This window comes from Streptomyces sp. NBC_01334, assembly GCF_035983595.1.
GTDB classification, from domain to species: Bacteria; Actinomycetota; Actinomycetes; order Streptomycetales; family Streptomycetaceae; genus Streptomyces; species Streptomyces coriariae.
Map to the genome: position 1 here is coordinate 1,135,302 of NZ_CP130718.1, position 13,972 is coordinate 1,149,273.

The window sequence follows — 13,972 nt, forward strand, 5'->3', positions numbered from 1 at the left end:
GGGGCCCGGACACGTGCCGGGCGGGGACGAGGACGACGGTCGACCACGGGGGGGGGTGGGACTCGCCCTGCCGGATCCGCGGGCAGGGCTGGCCGACCACTGTAAGCACCGGGCGGGACGCCGTACCAGGGCGCACGACGGCCGGCCCGCTGCCCCTCCCCCTGCGCCGTCCGCCCCGGTCCGTGCGCCCTGGCCGGTCTGCGGCGGCCCGCCGTCTCACCCGTCCCAGGTCCAGTCGGCGACCTCCGGAAGGTCGGTGCCGTGGACCCGGATCCAGTCATGGTGGCGCAGTCGCGCGTCCTCCATGCGCTGCCGTACGGCGGCGGCGCGAACGGCGAGGCCGGGGACGCGGTCGATGACGTCCATGACGAGGCGGTAGCGGTCCAGGTCGTTGCGGACGACCATGTCGAACGGCGTGGTCGTGGTGCCGAACTCCTTGTAGCCGCGCACGTGAAGGTTCCTGTGGCCGGTACGGCGGTAGGCGAGGCGGTGGATCAGCCACGGGTAGCCGTGGTAGGCGAAGACGACCGGTCTGTCGGTGGTGAACAGTCCGTCGTACTCGAAGTCGCCCATGCCGTGCGGGTGTTCGCCGCTCGGCAGCAGCCGGGCGATGTCGACGACGTTGACTACCCTCACGGCGAGCTCCGGCAGGTCGCGGCGCAGCAACTGGGCGGCGGCCAGCACCTCCTGGGTGGGGACGTCACCCGCGCAGGCGAGGACCACGTCGGGTTCACGGGTGCCGTTCTCGGTTCCGGCCCAGTCCCAGATGCCGGCGCCGCGCGCGCAGTGGGCACGGGCCTGGTCCATGCTCAGCCAGTCGAAGCAGGGCTGCTTCCCGGCCACGATCACATTGACGTAGTCGCGGCTGCGCAGGACGTGGTCGGCCACCGACAGCAGGGTGTTGGTGTCCGGCGGCAGATAGACCCGTACGACCTCGGGGCTCTTGTTGAGGACGTGGTCGACGAAGCCGGGGTCCTGGTGGGAGAAGCCGTTGTGGTCCTGGCGCCAGACGTGCGAGGTGAGTAGGTAGTTGAGGGAGGCGACGGGCGCGCGCCAGGACAGCTTCCGGGTGACGCGCAGCCATTTGATGTGCTGGTTGACCATCGAGTCGACGATGTGCGCGAACGCCTCGTAGCAGGAGAACAGACCGTGCCGGCCGGTCAGCAGATAGCCCTCCAGCCAGCCCTGGCAGGTGTGTTCGGACAGGATCTCCATCACCCGGCCGTGCCGGTCGAGGTTCTCGTCGACCTGGAGGGTCTGCGCCTGCCATGCCTTGCCGCTGGCCGCGTACACGGCCTGGAGCCGGTTGGACGCGGTCTCGTCCGGGCCGACGAGACGGAAGTCGCGCCGGTCGGCGGTGGCCCGCATGACGTCCTCGAGCAACCCGCCCAGCACCGCGGTGGGTTCGTGCCGGGCGCCGCCCGGCCTGTCGACCGGGACGGCGTGCGACTCCAGTTCGGGCAGGGGGAGTTCACGCAGCAGCAGCCCGCCGTTGGCGTGCGGGGTGGCGCCGAGGCGGCGGGTGCCGTCGGGGATGCAGGCGAGGACGTCCAGGCGGGGGCCGCCGTGGGCGTCGAAGAGTTCCTCGGGCCGGTAGGAGCGCAGCCAGGCCTCCAGCTGGCGCAGGTGTTCTGGGTTGTCCCGGACGGCGGACAGCGGCACCTGGTGGGCGCGCCAGGTGCCCTCGACGGGCAGCCCGTCGACGTGGGCGGGGCCCGTCCAGCCCTTCGGGGTGCGCAGCACGATCACCGGCCAGCGGGGCCGCTCCCCGGAGCCGTCCTCGCGGGCGGCGCGCTGCAGGGCGGCGATGCGGTCCAGGGCGGTGTCCATGGCCTGGGCCATCGCGCGGTGGACGGCGTTCGGCTCGTCGCCGGTGACATGGATCGGATCGTGGCCGTAGCCGCGCAGGAGCTCGTCGAGTTCGGCCTCCGGGATGCGCGAGAGCACCGTCGGGTTGGCGATCTTGTAGCCGTTGAGGTGCAGGATCGGCAGGACCGCGCCGTCGTGGACGGGGTCGAGGAACTTGTTGGAGTGCCAGGCGGCGGCCAGCGGCCCGGTCTCCGCCTCGCCGTCGCCGATCACACAGGCGACGAGGAGGTCCGGATTGTCGAAGGCTGCGCCGTAGGCGTGCGAGAGCGAGTAGCCGAGCTCACCGCCCTCGTGGATCGAGCCGGGCGTCTCCGGGGCGACATGGCTGGGCACACCGCCCGGGAAGGAGAACTGCCGGAACAGCCGGGCCATGCCTGCCGCGTCGCGGGTGACGTCCGGATACGTCTCGGTGTAGGTGCCCTCCAGCCAGGAGTTGGCGACGACCGCGGGACCGCCGTGGCCGGGGCCCCAGACGCACAGGGCGTGCAGGTCACGGGCGCGGATGACGCGGTTGAGGTGGGTGTGCACGAGGTTCAGCCCCGGTGAGGTCCCCCAGTGGCCCAGCAGCCTCGGCTTCACGTGCTCGGGCCGCAGCGGTTCGGTGAGCAGCGGGTTGGCCATCAGGTAGATCTGCCCGACGGAGAGGTAGTTCGCGGCGCGCCAGTGGGCGTGCAGCGTCCTGAGTTCGTCGTCGGTGAGCCGGGCGGACGTCGCTTGCGGTTCGACGGGCATCTCGGGTTCCCTTCCGGATCGGGTCGCTCGAAGGTGCGTGCCGGTCCGCACCTCCCCACCCTCTCCGGCCGCCGGGTACCCGGCAGAGCCGAACGAGCCGTACGGAGGAGCGAAGCCGTCCTTACGAGGGGCGCGGCCCTGGCCGTGTCCGCGGAGTCCGGCCCGGCCACGCACTCCCCCGGGAGGGCGCCCGGCCGCGTCGGCGGGGTCGCCCACGTACACCCGGTACGCGGGCGGCCCTCCGCTTCGCGATCACACGCGCCGGACGCGGCGAGCCCTGTCCGCCGGGCAGACGGCCCCCTGTGCGGAGACGGCCTGGGGCCCCCTAGCGCGCCCGCGCGGCGTCGAGGCCGTCGACATGGGCCACGTTCCGCCGGTCCTCGGCGTCCCCGCCGGACTCGGCGGCGAACCAGGCGTCGAGGATCTCCTTGAGCAGCGGCTCGGAGGTCAGGCGGAGGCTGAGGGCGAGGACGTTGGCGTCGTTCCAGCGGCGGGCGCCGTCGGCGGTGTAGGCGTCGGCGCACAGGGCGGCCCGGACGCCGGGCACCTTGTTCGCGGCGATCGACGCGCCGGTGCCGGTCCAGCAGCACACCACCGCCTGCTCCGAGGTCCCGTCGGCCACGTCCCGGGCCGCCGCCGCCGAGCACACCGCCCACTGCGGGTCGTCGCCGGGCCGCAGCGCGCCGTGCGGCACCACGTCGTGCCCCCGGCCGCGCAACTCCGCGACGAGGGCGCGGGCCACTGGTTCGTCCATGTCCGAGGAGACGGAGATCCGCATGCCGCAGAGCCTACTGAGGAACCGGCGCGCAGGCACGGCCTGCGTCCGCCCGCCCGCACGGCGAGCGCGCACCCGGCGAGCACGAGGGGCGGCCGCGCGGCGGCGGGCGCCGCTCCGCCGGACACGCGGCACACCCGCCGCTCCGCCGCCGCGCAGCCGCCCGCCACGCCGCCCCTCACCGCGCCTCCATCCGCGCCCGCCGTGCGCCTCCCGCCTTCCGCCGCGCCATCCCGCCCGGGCTCCTGATCACCAACGGCCGGGGCGTCCTCCCTCCGCTCGGGAAGTGCGTCGCCACGCCGTGCAGAGCCGGTGCCGATCGGACCGGCAGCGGCGCCGCACGGATATGGACGCCACCCTCGGCGCTGGCCTAGGGTGCCCGGGAAAGCGCTTTCTAGCATGGTCATGCCACTGCCGTAGCCGTCACTGCCCGGACCAGGAGCGTCGATGCCGACCACCGCACCGCAGGACCCCTCGCAGCCGTGGACCCGAAAGGCGTTCCTGCGGGGCATGACGGCCGTCGGGCTGGTTCCGCTGCTGCCCGCGGTGGTCCCGGCGGCCGCGCAGGCCGCGTCGACGGCCGCCCGTCCGGGATTCGACCTGGTACGGGACGGCGTCGCGGTCGACGTGTTCGTGGACGCGGCCGACGACCCCGCCGTGATCCGCGCGGCCGGCGACCTCCAGGCCGACGTGGAACGGGTCTGCGGGGTTCGGCCCGGGTTACGGCACACCCTGCCGGAACGGTCCACGGCGCTGGTCCTGGTGGGCACCCTCGGCGCGAGTCCGGTCATCGACCGGCTCGCGGCGCAGGGACGGCTGGACGTCCGGCGGGTGAAGGGGCGCTGGGAGGCCTCGGTGACCCAGGTGGTGGAGCACCCGGCACCCGGCGTGGACCGCGCGCTGGTGATCGCGGGCAGCGACCGGCGCGGGACGGTCTACGGGATCTACGACACCTCGGAGCGCGTCGGCGTCTCGCCCTGGTACTGGTGGGCCGACGTACCGGTGGAGCAGCGTGACGTCGTCTCCGTGCCCGCGGGCCCCTTCGAGCGGCGCGAACCGTCGGTCCGTTACCGGGGGGTCTTCATCAACGACGAGCAGAACCTGACCACTTGGTCGCAGCGCACCCAGGAGCCGGACAAGAACATCGGCCCGAGGACGTACCGGCGCCTGTTCGAGCTGCTGCTGCGGCTGAAGGCCAACTATCTGTGGCCGGCCATGCACCCGTACTCCGACTTCTTCAACAAATACCGGGAGAACCCCGAACTCGCCGACCGGTACGGCATCGTCGTCGGCTCCAGCCACCCGGAGGCCCTGCTGCGCAACGGCGTCCACGAGTGGGCGCCGTGGGCCGAGGAGCACCGCGGCGGCGACGGCGGACTGCCGGTGTACGACTACACGGTGAACCCGGCCGTCATCTCGGACTACTGGAGAGCCCGGGCCCGGGAGAACGCGGCGTACGAGAGCAGTTGGACCATCGGCATGCGCGGCCTGCACGACACCGCGCTGGAGACCAAGTACGCCACCACGATCGCGGAGAAGGTCGTGGTCATGAACGACATCATCGCCGACCAGCGCCGGATCCTGGCCGAGGAGGTCGGCGCGGCGGCTCAGCCGCAGATCTTCATCCCGTACAAGGAGGTCCTGGACCTGTACAACGCGGGCGTCCAGGTCCCGGACGACGTCACGCTGATCTGGCCGGACGACAACCACGGCAACATGCGCCAGCTGCCGGACGACGCGGAACGCGCCCGGTCCGGCGGCAACGGGATCTACTACCACCTCTCCTACTGGGGCCGTCCGCGCAGCTACTTGTGGCTCGACACCACGCAGCTCACCAAGGTGTGGCAGGAGCTGCGCCGGGTGTACGAGCACGGTGCGGACCGGATGTGGATCTTCAACGTCGGTGACCTCAAGTCGATCGAGACCGGACTGTCCTTCTCCCTGGACATGGCCTGGGACGTGGACCGGTGGCACGCCGACGACGTCGGAGGATTCCTCGCGCAGTGGTACGGACGGCAGTTCGGGCTCCTGCACGCCCGGGAGATCGCCTCGATCCGCACCGAGTACTACCGGCTGGCGGCGGAGCGGCGCCCGGAGTTCATCGACCGGAACATGTTCTCCGTCGTTCACCACGGGGACGAGGCGGGACGCCGCATGGCCGCGTACGACCGTCTGCTCGAACGGGCCGTGACGCTGGGGGCCGAACTTCCCGAGGCCTACCGGGACGCCTACTACGAGCTGGTCCAATATCCCGTGCACGGGGCCTACTTGATGAACCTCAAGTACTACTGGGCGGACCGCAACGCCCTCGCGGTACGTCAGGGCCGCGGCGCCGGAGCCAACGTCCTCGCGGACCTCGCCGAAGCGGCGCACACCCAGGAGGCGGCGCTCACCAAGCGGTACAACACGGAGGTCGCGGGCGGGAAGTGGGACGGCTGCATCAACCCCTACCCCTCGCAGATCCCGAAGGCGCCGGGCCGCCCGGCCGTCACCAGGATCCCCCGGCAGGAGACCTCGGGTCTGGGGGTGGCCTCCGAGGGGAACGAGATCGGCACTCAGCGGCCACTGGCCTTCTCCGCCGTCACCCGGGACCGGCGCTTCGTCGATGTCTTCAACACCGGCTTTCTCGCGGTCGACTGGGCCGCGGAGGCCGAACACCCCTGGGTCCGCCTGAGTGCGGCGGGCGGCACACTCACCGAACAGACCCGGGTGTGGGTCGAGATCGACTGGGCGCGGGCGCCCGAGGGCACGCACGACGTCACGGTCGCCTTCACGAGTGGCGCGCTGCGTTTCGAGGTGCCCCTGAAGGTCGTCAACGACGGGGGGCGAGCGCGCCGCCGTGCCCGCGGGTTCGTCGAGGCCAACGGCTGTGTCTCGATCGACGCCGTGCACACCGAGCGCCGGGTGGCGCGCGGCCGGGCCCGCTGGCGGACCGTGCGCGGCCTCGGACGCCGTACCGCCGCCGTGGAGGCGGTGCCGTCCACGGCGGACCCGATCACCGCCGACTTCGCCGCCCGCGCACCGGAGTTGAGATACCGGGTGCGGTTCGACAGCACCGGTACCTTCCCCGTGACGGTCTTCCGGCTGCCCTCGCTCGACGAGCGCGGCGCGCGGCGGCTGGCCGTCGCCCTCGACGACCGGCCGCCGACCGTCCTGTCGGGGCAGGCCGTCGCCACCGGCAACCGCGGCGACGCCTGGGCACGCAACGTGGAGGAGGGCGTCGAGAAGCTGACCGCGACCGTCACGGTCACCGCGCCCGGCGAGCATGTCCTGCGGGTGTTCATGGTCGACCCGGGGATCGCCGTGGACCAGATCGTCGTAGACACCGGCGGACTGCCGGCCGGCGCCTATCTCGCACCCCCGGAGAGCTACCACCCGGTGTTCAACCCCGAACCGGACGCCGGGCCGGGCCTGGACGCGCCGAGCCGGTAGCCGAACCGGTGATCGAGCCGGTGTTCCGACTCGCAGGGGCGCGGCGGCCGGGCAGGACCGAGGTCGCCGCGCCGATGGTCCTCGTTCAAGTCCCGCCGCGCAGGATGCGGGACAGCCCCAGCCTGGAGCCGGGCCACCTGGTCCTGCCCGGCAGGTTGACCGGGGCGCCCTTCGTCGATGCCGGCCGGCATGTCGAGGCGCCCTTCGGCGGACTCGGCGCGGTGTCGGTGACGTTCGTCTGATCCGCGGCCTACGGGCTCGGCGGCGAGCCCGCTGCGGTCAGGGGGTCGGGATGCCCGCCGGACGGTGGGGACGGGCCGGCCGGTCGAAGCGGGCCGGGACGCCCGGTGAGTACAGGACGCTCACCGGTTCCCCCACCGGCTCCGGCAGGCCCGCCGCCGTCACCAGGTCCTCCTCGCACTCCACGAGCTCGGCCCGGTGCAGCGGCCAGCGCGGATGGGCGTTCGGCAGGTACATCGACCGGCCGAAGAAGGCGCTGTGCATGCCCCAGCGCGCGGTCAGGAAGTGCTCCGACGCGGTGGGTTCCCCGATGCGTTCACCCACCCGCACGGTGAGCCGGCTGCTCGCCCCGCGCGGCCCGGGCCAGCGGCGGCGGCTGGTGTACGTGACGGTGTCGGCGTCGGCGTCGGCGTCGATCGCCATACGGGACCACACGTAGGGCATCCGGAACCCGATCCGGCCCACCGCGACCGGCAGCAGCCGGGAGGCGTCGAGCGACCGGAAGACCACGCCCCGGCGGCCGTGCGCGTCCAGCGAGTAGAGGCGGACGTTCGTCTCGGGAAAGGACCCCAGGTAGGGAACGCCCGGGAGACGCAGCCAGCCGACGCGATGCATCCGGAACGCGACCAGCCCGACGTAGGTCACACCGTCCAGCGAGTCCGGGACGGTCCCCGGCGGCAGCAGCCCGGCCACGTCGGCCGGGTCCACGGCCCAGTGCACAAAGGTGAGGTCGAGCCAGGACTGGGTGAGAAGGGGCCGCGCTATCGCGTCCGGCGCGTCGGGCGTTATCGGATGCGGGGGAACCAGGGCCTGCGGCTGCGGTGTCGACGGCACGGCGCCAGTATCACAGAGGCCCTGCCCGGGCCTTCACGAGCCTGCCGGGCCATTGGCGGGGCGGGGTGCGGGTGGGACCGAAGGGCCGGAGCAAGGACACGAGCGGGCATCCCCGAGGGCGCGTCCGGGCGCGGGCCGATCATGGGTTCCCCAGGTCGCGCCATGGCGGGGCAGGGTGCCGGCCGGGCGTGGGTGGGAGGCGATGGGTCTCGGCGGTGGCCGGGTCCGGGTGGGTGAGCGTGGTGGGGTCGTGGGTGGGGCGCCGGGTGGTGCTGTGGTCGAGGCCACGGTCCGGGTCGGGGCTCGGGCATGTCGTCCGGTGGGGGTCGCGGGCTACGGTTTGCGGAGCTCCCCGTTCTTCTCGCCGCACACCCCGGACGGCTCCGTGCTCGCAGATCTCTCCCCCGTCATCGCCGCCACCACCGAATGGCTGACCCGCGCCTACCCGGCGAGCGGCGGCGCGCTCGCCTCCGCCCTGTGCGAGGCCCAGGCCCGGCAGGCGGTGACCGTCGCGGCCTGGCTGCGCTATCCGACCGCCACGGACGCCGCGCTGCTCGGCATCGCGGGCCCGGGCGGCTCGGCCCGGCTGGACCGGATCAGCGGCGCGGACGCGGACACCGGCCGGGACGCGGACGACTCGGCCTGGCGGAGCTGGGTGGACGAGGTCGTGGCGAGCTGGGCGGCCTGTCTGCTGGCCGATCCGGTACTGGCCGCGGGCGCGGTGGCCGGGCTCGCCGGGGGCGACCACACCCGTGGGACGGCACCGGACTTCCGGCGGCTGGTCGCACCCGACCGGCACGACCGGCAGGCGGCGGCGCTGCTGCGCCACCCCGACCTCCTCGCCTCCGTGGCCGGCCTCCACCACACACAGCTGCTCGGCCGCCTCGGCCGGGGCCCGGCGCTCATCGCCTGACGGCCCACCCGAGGGCCGGCTCAGTCGGCCTTGCCGCGGCCGGTCAGCGCGTCGCGCATGCGGTCGATCATCCCGACGCCCGGGGCCAGCATCTTGTTCGCCGGGGGTTTGTCCGGGGCGGCCGGGTGAGGACGGGTCGGGGCCGTCTTCTTCGCCTTGCGGACCTTGTCACCGAGGTCTTCGAGGGTGTCCGCCGGACACACCGCGCGCAGCCTCGGGAACAGGTTCTGCTCCTCGTCGGCCACATGTTCGCGGATCTCGCGCATGAGCATGCCGATGAGCCGGTCGAACTCGGGATCGTCCGCCTGACAGCCCTCCAGGTCCTTCATGAGCTGTTCGGCCCGCGCGTGGTCCTCGAGTTCCTTGTCGGCCAGGGCCTCGCCGCCGGGTACGTGCTCACGGACCGCCGGGTAGAGGTACGCCTCCTCCGCCACCGAATGCCGGACCAGCTCCATCGTGGCCCGGTCCGCGTACAGCTTGCGGTCCTTGGCACCGGACGGCAGTGCCTCGATCCGGCCGAAGAAGTCCTCGACCTCGTGGTGATCGGTCACCAGCTCGTCGATCACGTTCCCACCATGACCCATGTCCCGCACCTCCAGCCTGGCACGACGGCTCCGGACCGGAGCCGCCACCGCCCCGAGTGCCCGACATCGACGGATCGATGCGACAGACCGACACGGGACGCTGTATGCCCGGCCGGGCCGCCCGGCGTGTGAGCGGCGAACCGTCCCGTACCGGGGCCGGGGCGCCCCGTCAGCCGGACAGGCGGGCGTTCAGCCGGGCGGCCTGGCGGGTCAGGTGGTCGCGCTCGGCGAGGTTGGGTGCCTTCCGGGCCGCCTCGACGTACAGCCGCGTCGCCGTCGTCAGGTCGCCGTCGCGTTCGTGGAGGTACGCCGCCACCGCGGTGTGGCGGGGCAGCGAGTCGTCCAGCGCCGCGAGCGCCGCCAGCCCGGCGCGCGGCCCGTCGGCCTCACCTACGGCGACGGCGCGGTTGAGCCGGACGACCGGGTTGCCGGTCAGGGCCGCCAGCTCGTCGTACCACTCGACGATCTGCACCCAGTCGGTCTCCCCGGCGGTGGGCGCGTCGGCGTGCAGCGCCGCGATCGCGGCCTGGGCCTGGAACTCGCCCAGCCGGTCGCGGGCGAGCGCCGCCTGGAGGATCACGACGCCCTCGGCGACGGCCCGGGTGTCCCACCGGCCGCGATCCTGCTCGGCGAGCGGCACCAGGCTGCCGTCGGGCGCGGTCCGGGCGGCGCGCCGGGCGTGGTGGAGCAGCATGAGGGCGAGCAGCCCCGCCACCTCGGGGTGGTCGATCGCCGCCGCGAGCTGCCGGGTGAGCCGGATGGCCTCGGCGGCGAGGTCGACGTCGCCGGAGTAGCCCTCGTTGAAGACCAGGTAGAGGACGCGCAGCACGGTGGCGACGTCGCCGGGCTGGTCGAACCGCACGCCGGAGACGGTGCGCTTGGCCCGGCTGATGCGCTGCGCCATGGTCGCCTCGGGCACCAGGTAGGCCTGCGCGATCTGCCGGGTGGTCAGCCCGCCTACGGCACGCAGCGTGAGCGCGACCGCGGACGACGGCGTCAGCGACGGGTGGGCGCAGAGGAAGTAGAGCTGGAGCGTGTCGTCCGCCGCGGGCGCGGGCCCGGGCGCCGGCTCCTCGTCGACGAGGTCCTCGCGCCGGCGGCGGGCGGTGTCCGCCCGGGTCGCGTCGAGGAAGCGACGCCAGGCCACGGTGACCAGCCAGCCCTTCGCATCCCGCGGTGGGTCGGCCGGCCACACGCGGACCGCCTCGACCAGCGCGTCCTGCACGGCGTCCTCGGCCGCCGCGAAGTCGGCTCCGCGGCGGACGAGGATCCCGAGCACACTGGGCGTGAGGCTCCGGATCAGGACCTCGTTCACTTCAGGGTGCAATCCGTGACCGTGGGGTGAGCGCCCAGGAAGGGACGCAGTTCGAGCCACTCGTGGATCGGCTCCCCGCCCTTGCCGGGCGCGGCCGACAGTTCCCCGGCCAGCTCGACGGCGCGCTCGTAGCTGTCGACGTCGATCACCATCCAGCCGGCGATGAGGTCCTTGGTCTCGGCGAACGGGCCGTCGGTGACCGGCGGGCGGCCCTCGCCGTCGTACCGGACGAACGACCCCTCGGAGGCGAGCGCCTGGCTGTCGACGAACTCGCCGGTCTCCTCGAGCCGGGCCGCGAAGTCGTTCATGTACCGCACGTGGGCCGAGATCTCCTCCGGCGTCCACTGGTCCATCGGCACGTCGTTGACCGAAGCCGGGGCGCCGCGGTAGTGCTTGAGCAGCAAGTACTTTGCCATCGTCGTTCTCCTCGGTACGGGTGCGACCCATTGTGGTCGCCTTCACCACGGGGACGGAGCCGGCCACGGGTTCTCGACATCGTCGGCAGAAAGTCTTCCGGTTCCCGTGGACGAGCCCGGTGCGGACCGGCCCCCTCCGCCGGCATCTGGTAGCCGCCCGGGATATCGGGGATGCTCGAAGGGAAAGCGGAACACGCCCGATCCTGGGATCGAGACACCCGACCTGAGGAAACGGGGGTCAGAGGCTCCTTTGTCAGTCTCATCAGGAGGTACCCATGAAGATGCTGATCAACGTTGCGGAGACCGTGGTCGCGGACGCGCTGCGTGGAATGGCGGCCGCCCATCCCGAGCTGACCGTCGACGTCGAGAACCGGGTGGTCGTGCGGCGGGACGCTCCGGTGGCGGGCAGGGTGGCGCTGGTGTCCGGCGGCGGCTCGGGGCACGAGCCGCTGCACGGTGGGTTCGTCGGGCCCGGAATGCTCTCGGCGGCCTGCCCGGGTGAGGTGTTCACCTCGCCGGTGCCGGATCAGATGCTGCGTGCCGCGGCGGCCGTCGACAGCGGGGCGGGTGTGCTGTTCATCGTCAAGAACTACACGGGCGATGTGCTCAACTTCGACATGGCCGCCGAATTGGCCGAGGACGAGGGCATCCAGATCGCGAAGGTCCTGGTCGACGACGACGTCGCCGTGACCGACAGCCTCTACACGGCCGGGCGGCGGGGCACGGGCGCGACCCTGTTCGTGGAGAAGATCGCGGGGGCGGCCGCCGAGGAGGGGCAGCCGCTGGAGCGGGTCGAGGCGCTCGCCCGGCAGGTCAACGAGAACTCCCGCAGCTTCGGCGTGGCGCTCAGCGCGTGCACCACACCGGCCAAGGGCAGCCCGACCTTCGATCTGCCGGCCGGCGAGCTGGAGCTGGGCGTCGGCATCCACGGGGAGCCCGGGCGGGAGCGGCGGGCGATGATGACGTCCGGCGAGATCGCCGACTTCGCGATCCACGCGATCCTGGACGACATGACGCCCAGCAACCCCGTGCTCCTCCTGGTCAACGGCATGGGCGCGACACCCCTGCTGGAGCTGTACGGCTTCAACGCCGAGGTGCACCGCCTGCTGGCCCAGCGCGGGGTGGTGGTCGCCCGTACGCTCGTGGGCAACTACGTGACGTCCCTCGACATGGCCGGCGCCTCGGTGACCCTGTGCCAGGTGGACGAGGAGCTGCTGCGGCTGTGGGACGCGCCGGTGAAGACTGCCGGGCTGCGCTGGGGGGTGTGAGGCAGGGACAGGGACACGCGCTCCGACCGTACCGACCATGCAAGGAGATCCCGTGCTCGACGCCGATTTCTTCCGCCGTTGGATGACCGTGACCGCCGTGTCCGTCGACCGCGAGGCGGACCGGCTCACGGCCCTCGACTCACCCATCGGGGACGCGGATCACGGCAGCAACCTCCGGCGTGGCTTCACCGCGGTGAGCGCGGCGCTGGAGAAGGAGGCGCCCGAGACGCCGGGCGCTGTCCTGGTGCTCGCGGGACGCCAGCTGATCTCGACGGTCGGCGGCGCCTCGGGGCCCCTGTACGGCACGCTGCTGCGCCGGACCGGGAAGGCGCTCGGGGACGCGGCCGAGGTGGACGAGGAGCGGTTCGCCGAGGCGCTGCGTGCGGGGGTGGACGCGGTGATGCAGCTCGGCGGTGCGGCGCCCGGCGACAAGACCATGATCGACGCGCTGGTGCCGGCCGTCGACGCCCTCCCCGAGGGTTTCGGCGCCGCCCGGGCCGCCGCCGAGCAGGGTGCCGAGGCGACGACGCCGCTCCAGGCCCGCAAGGGCCGGGCCAGCTATCTCGGCGAGCGCAGCATCGGGCACCAGGATCCGGGCGCCACCTCGGCGGCGCTGCTCGTCGCCGCCCTCGCCGACACCGGCGCCGACGCGGGCGGGGAGTGAGGCACCGGTGAGCGACGAGAAGCTGGTGGGCGTGGTGCTGGTGTCGCACAGCGCGAAGGTCGCGTCGGCGGTGGCCGAGCTGGCGCTGGGCCTGGTGGGCGGCGGTCCGGTGGTGCCGGTCGCCGCGGCGGGCGGTACGGAGGGCGGCGGGCTGGGCACGAGCGCCGAGCTGGTCAGTGCCGCTGCCGCCTCGGTGGACCGGGGCGCCGGGGTCGCGGTCCTCGTCGATCTGGGCAGCGCCGTCCTCACGGTCAAGGCACTGCTCGCGGAGGGCGACGAACTGCCCGACACCGCACGGCTGGTGGACGCCCCCTTCGTCGAGGGCGCGGTGGCCGCGGTGGTGACGGCGGCCACCGGTGCCGACCTGGACGCGGTGGAGGCCGCGGCCGTGGAGGCGTACGGCTACCGGAAGGTGTGACGCGGCTCGGCCGGCGTGTGCCACGGGGTCAGGTCAGTCCCTCCGACGCCACCACGAGGGCCGAGCGCAGAGCCTCCGCCCGTTCGGCCCGTACCGTCGCGGGGTCCGTGCCGGTGTCGTCGGCATGCCACGCGTGGTGCTCCACGGCGGCGCGCAGAGCCGCGTTGAACATCGCCGCCTGGACGGCCGGCGGAAATCGGCGGTCTGACGACCCCGGAGCGCGGGACGCGGGACGCGGGACGCGGGACGCGGGACGCGGGACGCGACGGGAGGGTGGCCCGGCTCGCGTGGCCGGGCCGGGCTTTGCTTACGCGGCCTCCTCGTCGCCTTCGCCCTCGTCCCCCTCGTCCGTCCCGCCCGCCTCGTCCGTCTCGGCGTCCAGGGCCTCCTGAGCCTCCGTGTCGTCGGTGTCGTCCGCCGATGCCTCCGGAGCCTCGCCCTCCTCCGCCGCCGCCAGGCCCTCGTGGCCTTCCGGCTCTTCGGTGGTGGCCCTGCCGTCGCCCTTGCCGGCT

The 13,972-nt window shown here is 73.3% G+C and carries 13 protein-coding genes; 6 read left to right on the forward strand and 7 right to left on the reverse strand.

Annotated features, from left to right (window positions below; all coding sequences use genetic code 11):
- Nucleotides 1–216: 216 nt before the first annotated feature.
- Entirely contained in the window at nt 217–2,601 is a 2,385-nt protein-coding gene (locus tag OG736_RS05185) for a phosphoketolase family protein (protein WP_327181363.1), read from the reverse strand.
- A 325-nt stretch (nt 2,602–2,926) separates the two neighbouring features.
- Nucleotides 2,927–3,379: an RpiB/LacA/LacB family sugar-phosphate isomerase gene (locus OG736_RS05190; RefSeq protein ID WP_327181364.1), complete on the reverse strand. Its 453-nt coding sequence runs from the start codon at nt 3,377–3,379 to the stop codon at nt 2,927–2,929.
- Between the two features lie 444 nt (nt 3,380–3,823).
- On the opposite strand from OG736_RS05190, the gene OG736_RS05195 reads away from it, so the two are divergent.
- Together OG736_RS05195 and OG736_RS05200 are read left to right on the forward strand one after the other, a co-directional pair.
- Nucleotides 3,824–6,808 carry a glycosyl hydrolase 115 family protein gene (locus OG736_RS05195; RefSeq protein WP_442817001.1) on the forward strand — a complete coding sequence of 995 codons (2,985 nt, stop codon included), beginning with the start codon at nt 3,824–3,826 and terminating at the stop codon, nt 6,806–6,808.
- 20 nt (nt 6,809–6,828) lie between these two features.
- Complete coding sequence (locus tag OG736_RS05200) at nt 6,829–7,050, forward strand: hypothetical protein (protein ID WP_327181365.1); 222 nt, start codon at nt 6,829–6,831, stop codon at nt 7,048–7,050.
- Nucleotides 7,051–7,087: 37 nt separating this feature from the next.
- Here the strand turns inward: OG736_RS05200 and OG736_RS05205 are convergent, their stop codons facing one another.
- Entirely contained in the window at nt 7,088–7,882 is a 795-nt protein-coding gene (locus OG736_RS05205) for a YqjF family protein (RefSeq protein WP_327181366.1), read from the reverse strand.
- Between the two features lie 385 nt (nt 7,883–8,267).
- Here OG736_RS05205 and OG736_RS05210 point away from each other — a divergent pair, with 385 nt between their 5' ends.
- Nucleotides 8,268–8,795 (forward strand): hypothetical protein, encoded by a 528-nt coding sequence (locus tag OG736_RS05210; RefSeq protein ID WP_327181367.1) that lies wholly within the window; start codon nt 8,268–8,270, stop codon nt 8,793–8,795.
- A gap of 20 nt (nt 8,796–8,815) precedes the next feature.
- Here the strand turns inward: OG736_RS05210 and OG736_RS05215 are convergent, their stop codons facing one another.
- From OG736_RS05215 to OG736_RS05225, 3 genes are all read right to left on the reverse strand, one after another.
- Nucleotides 8,816–9,379: a hemerythrin domain-containing protein gene (locus OG736_RS05215; protein WP_327181368.1), complete on the reverse strand. Its 564-nt coding sequence runs from the start codon at nt 9,377–9,379 to the stop codon at nt 8,816–8,818.
- 169 nt (nt 9,380–9,548) lie between these two features.
- Complete coding sequence (locus tag OG736_RS05220) at nt 9,549–10,694, reverse strand: RNA polymerase sigma factor (protein WP_327181369.1); 1,146 nt, start codon at nt 10,692–10,694, stop codon at nt 9,549–9,551.
- Complete coding sequence (locus OG736_RS05225) at nt 10,691–11,110, reverse strand: YciI family protein (protein ID WP_327181370.1); 420 nt, start codon at nt 11,108–11,110, stop codon at nt 10,691–10,693. Before OG736_RS05225 ends, OG736_RS05220 begins: the two co-directional genes overlap by 4 nt.
- A 275-nt stretch (nt 11,111–11,385) precedes the next feature.
- Between OG736_RS05225 and dhaK the strand changes: the two genes are divergently transcribed.
- The 3 genes from dhaK to OG736_RS05240 are packed head-to-tail and all read left to right on the forward strand — an operon-like array spanning nt 11,386 to nt 13,460.
- Nucleotides 11,386–12,378: a dihydroxyacetone kinase subunit DhaK gene (gene dhaK / locus OG736_RS05230; RefSeq protein ID WP_327181371.1), complete on the forward strand. Its 993-nt coding sequence runs from the start codon at nt 11,386–11,388 to the stop codon at nt 12,376–12,378.
- Nucleotides 12,379–12,430: 52 nt separating this feature from the next.
- Entirely contained in the window at nt 12,431–13,042 is a 612-nt protein-coding gene (dhaL, locus tag OG736_RS05235; protein WP_327181372.1) for a dihydroxyacetone kinase subunit DhaL, read from the forward strand.
- Nucleotides 13,043–13,049: 7 nt separating this feature from the next.
- Nucleotides 13,050–13,460, forward strand: a complete 411-nt coding sequence (locus OG736_RS05240; RefSeq protein WP_327181373.1) for a PTS-dependent dihydroxyacetone kinase phosphotransferase subunit DhaM — start codon at nt 13,050–13,052, stop codon at nt 13,458–13,460.
- 28 nt (nt 13,461–13,488) lie between these two features.
- On the opposite strand, the gene OG736_RS05245 is transcribed toward OG736_RS05240, so the two are convergent.
- Nucleotides 13,489–13,632, reverse strand: a complete 144-nt coding sequence (locus OG736_RS05245) for a hypothetical protein (protein ID WP_327181374.1) — start codon at nt 13,630–13,632, stop codon at nt 13,489–13,491.
- Between the last annotated feature and the right edge of the window lie 340 nt (nt 13,633–13,972).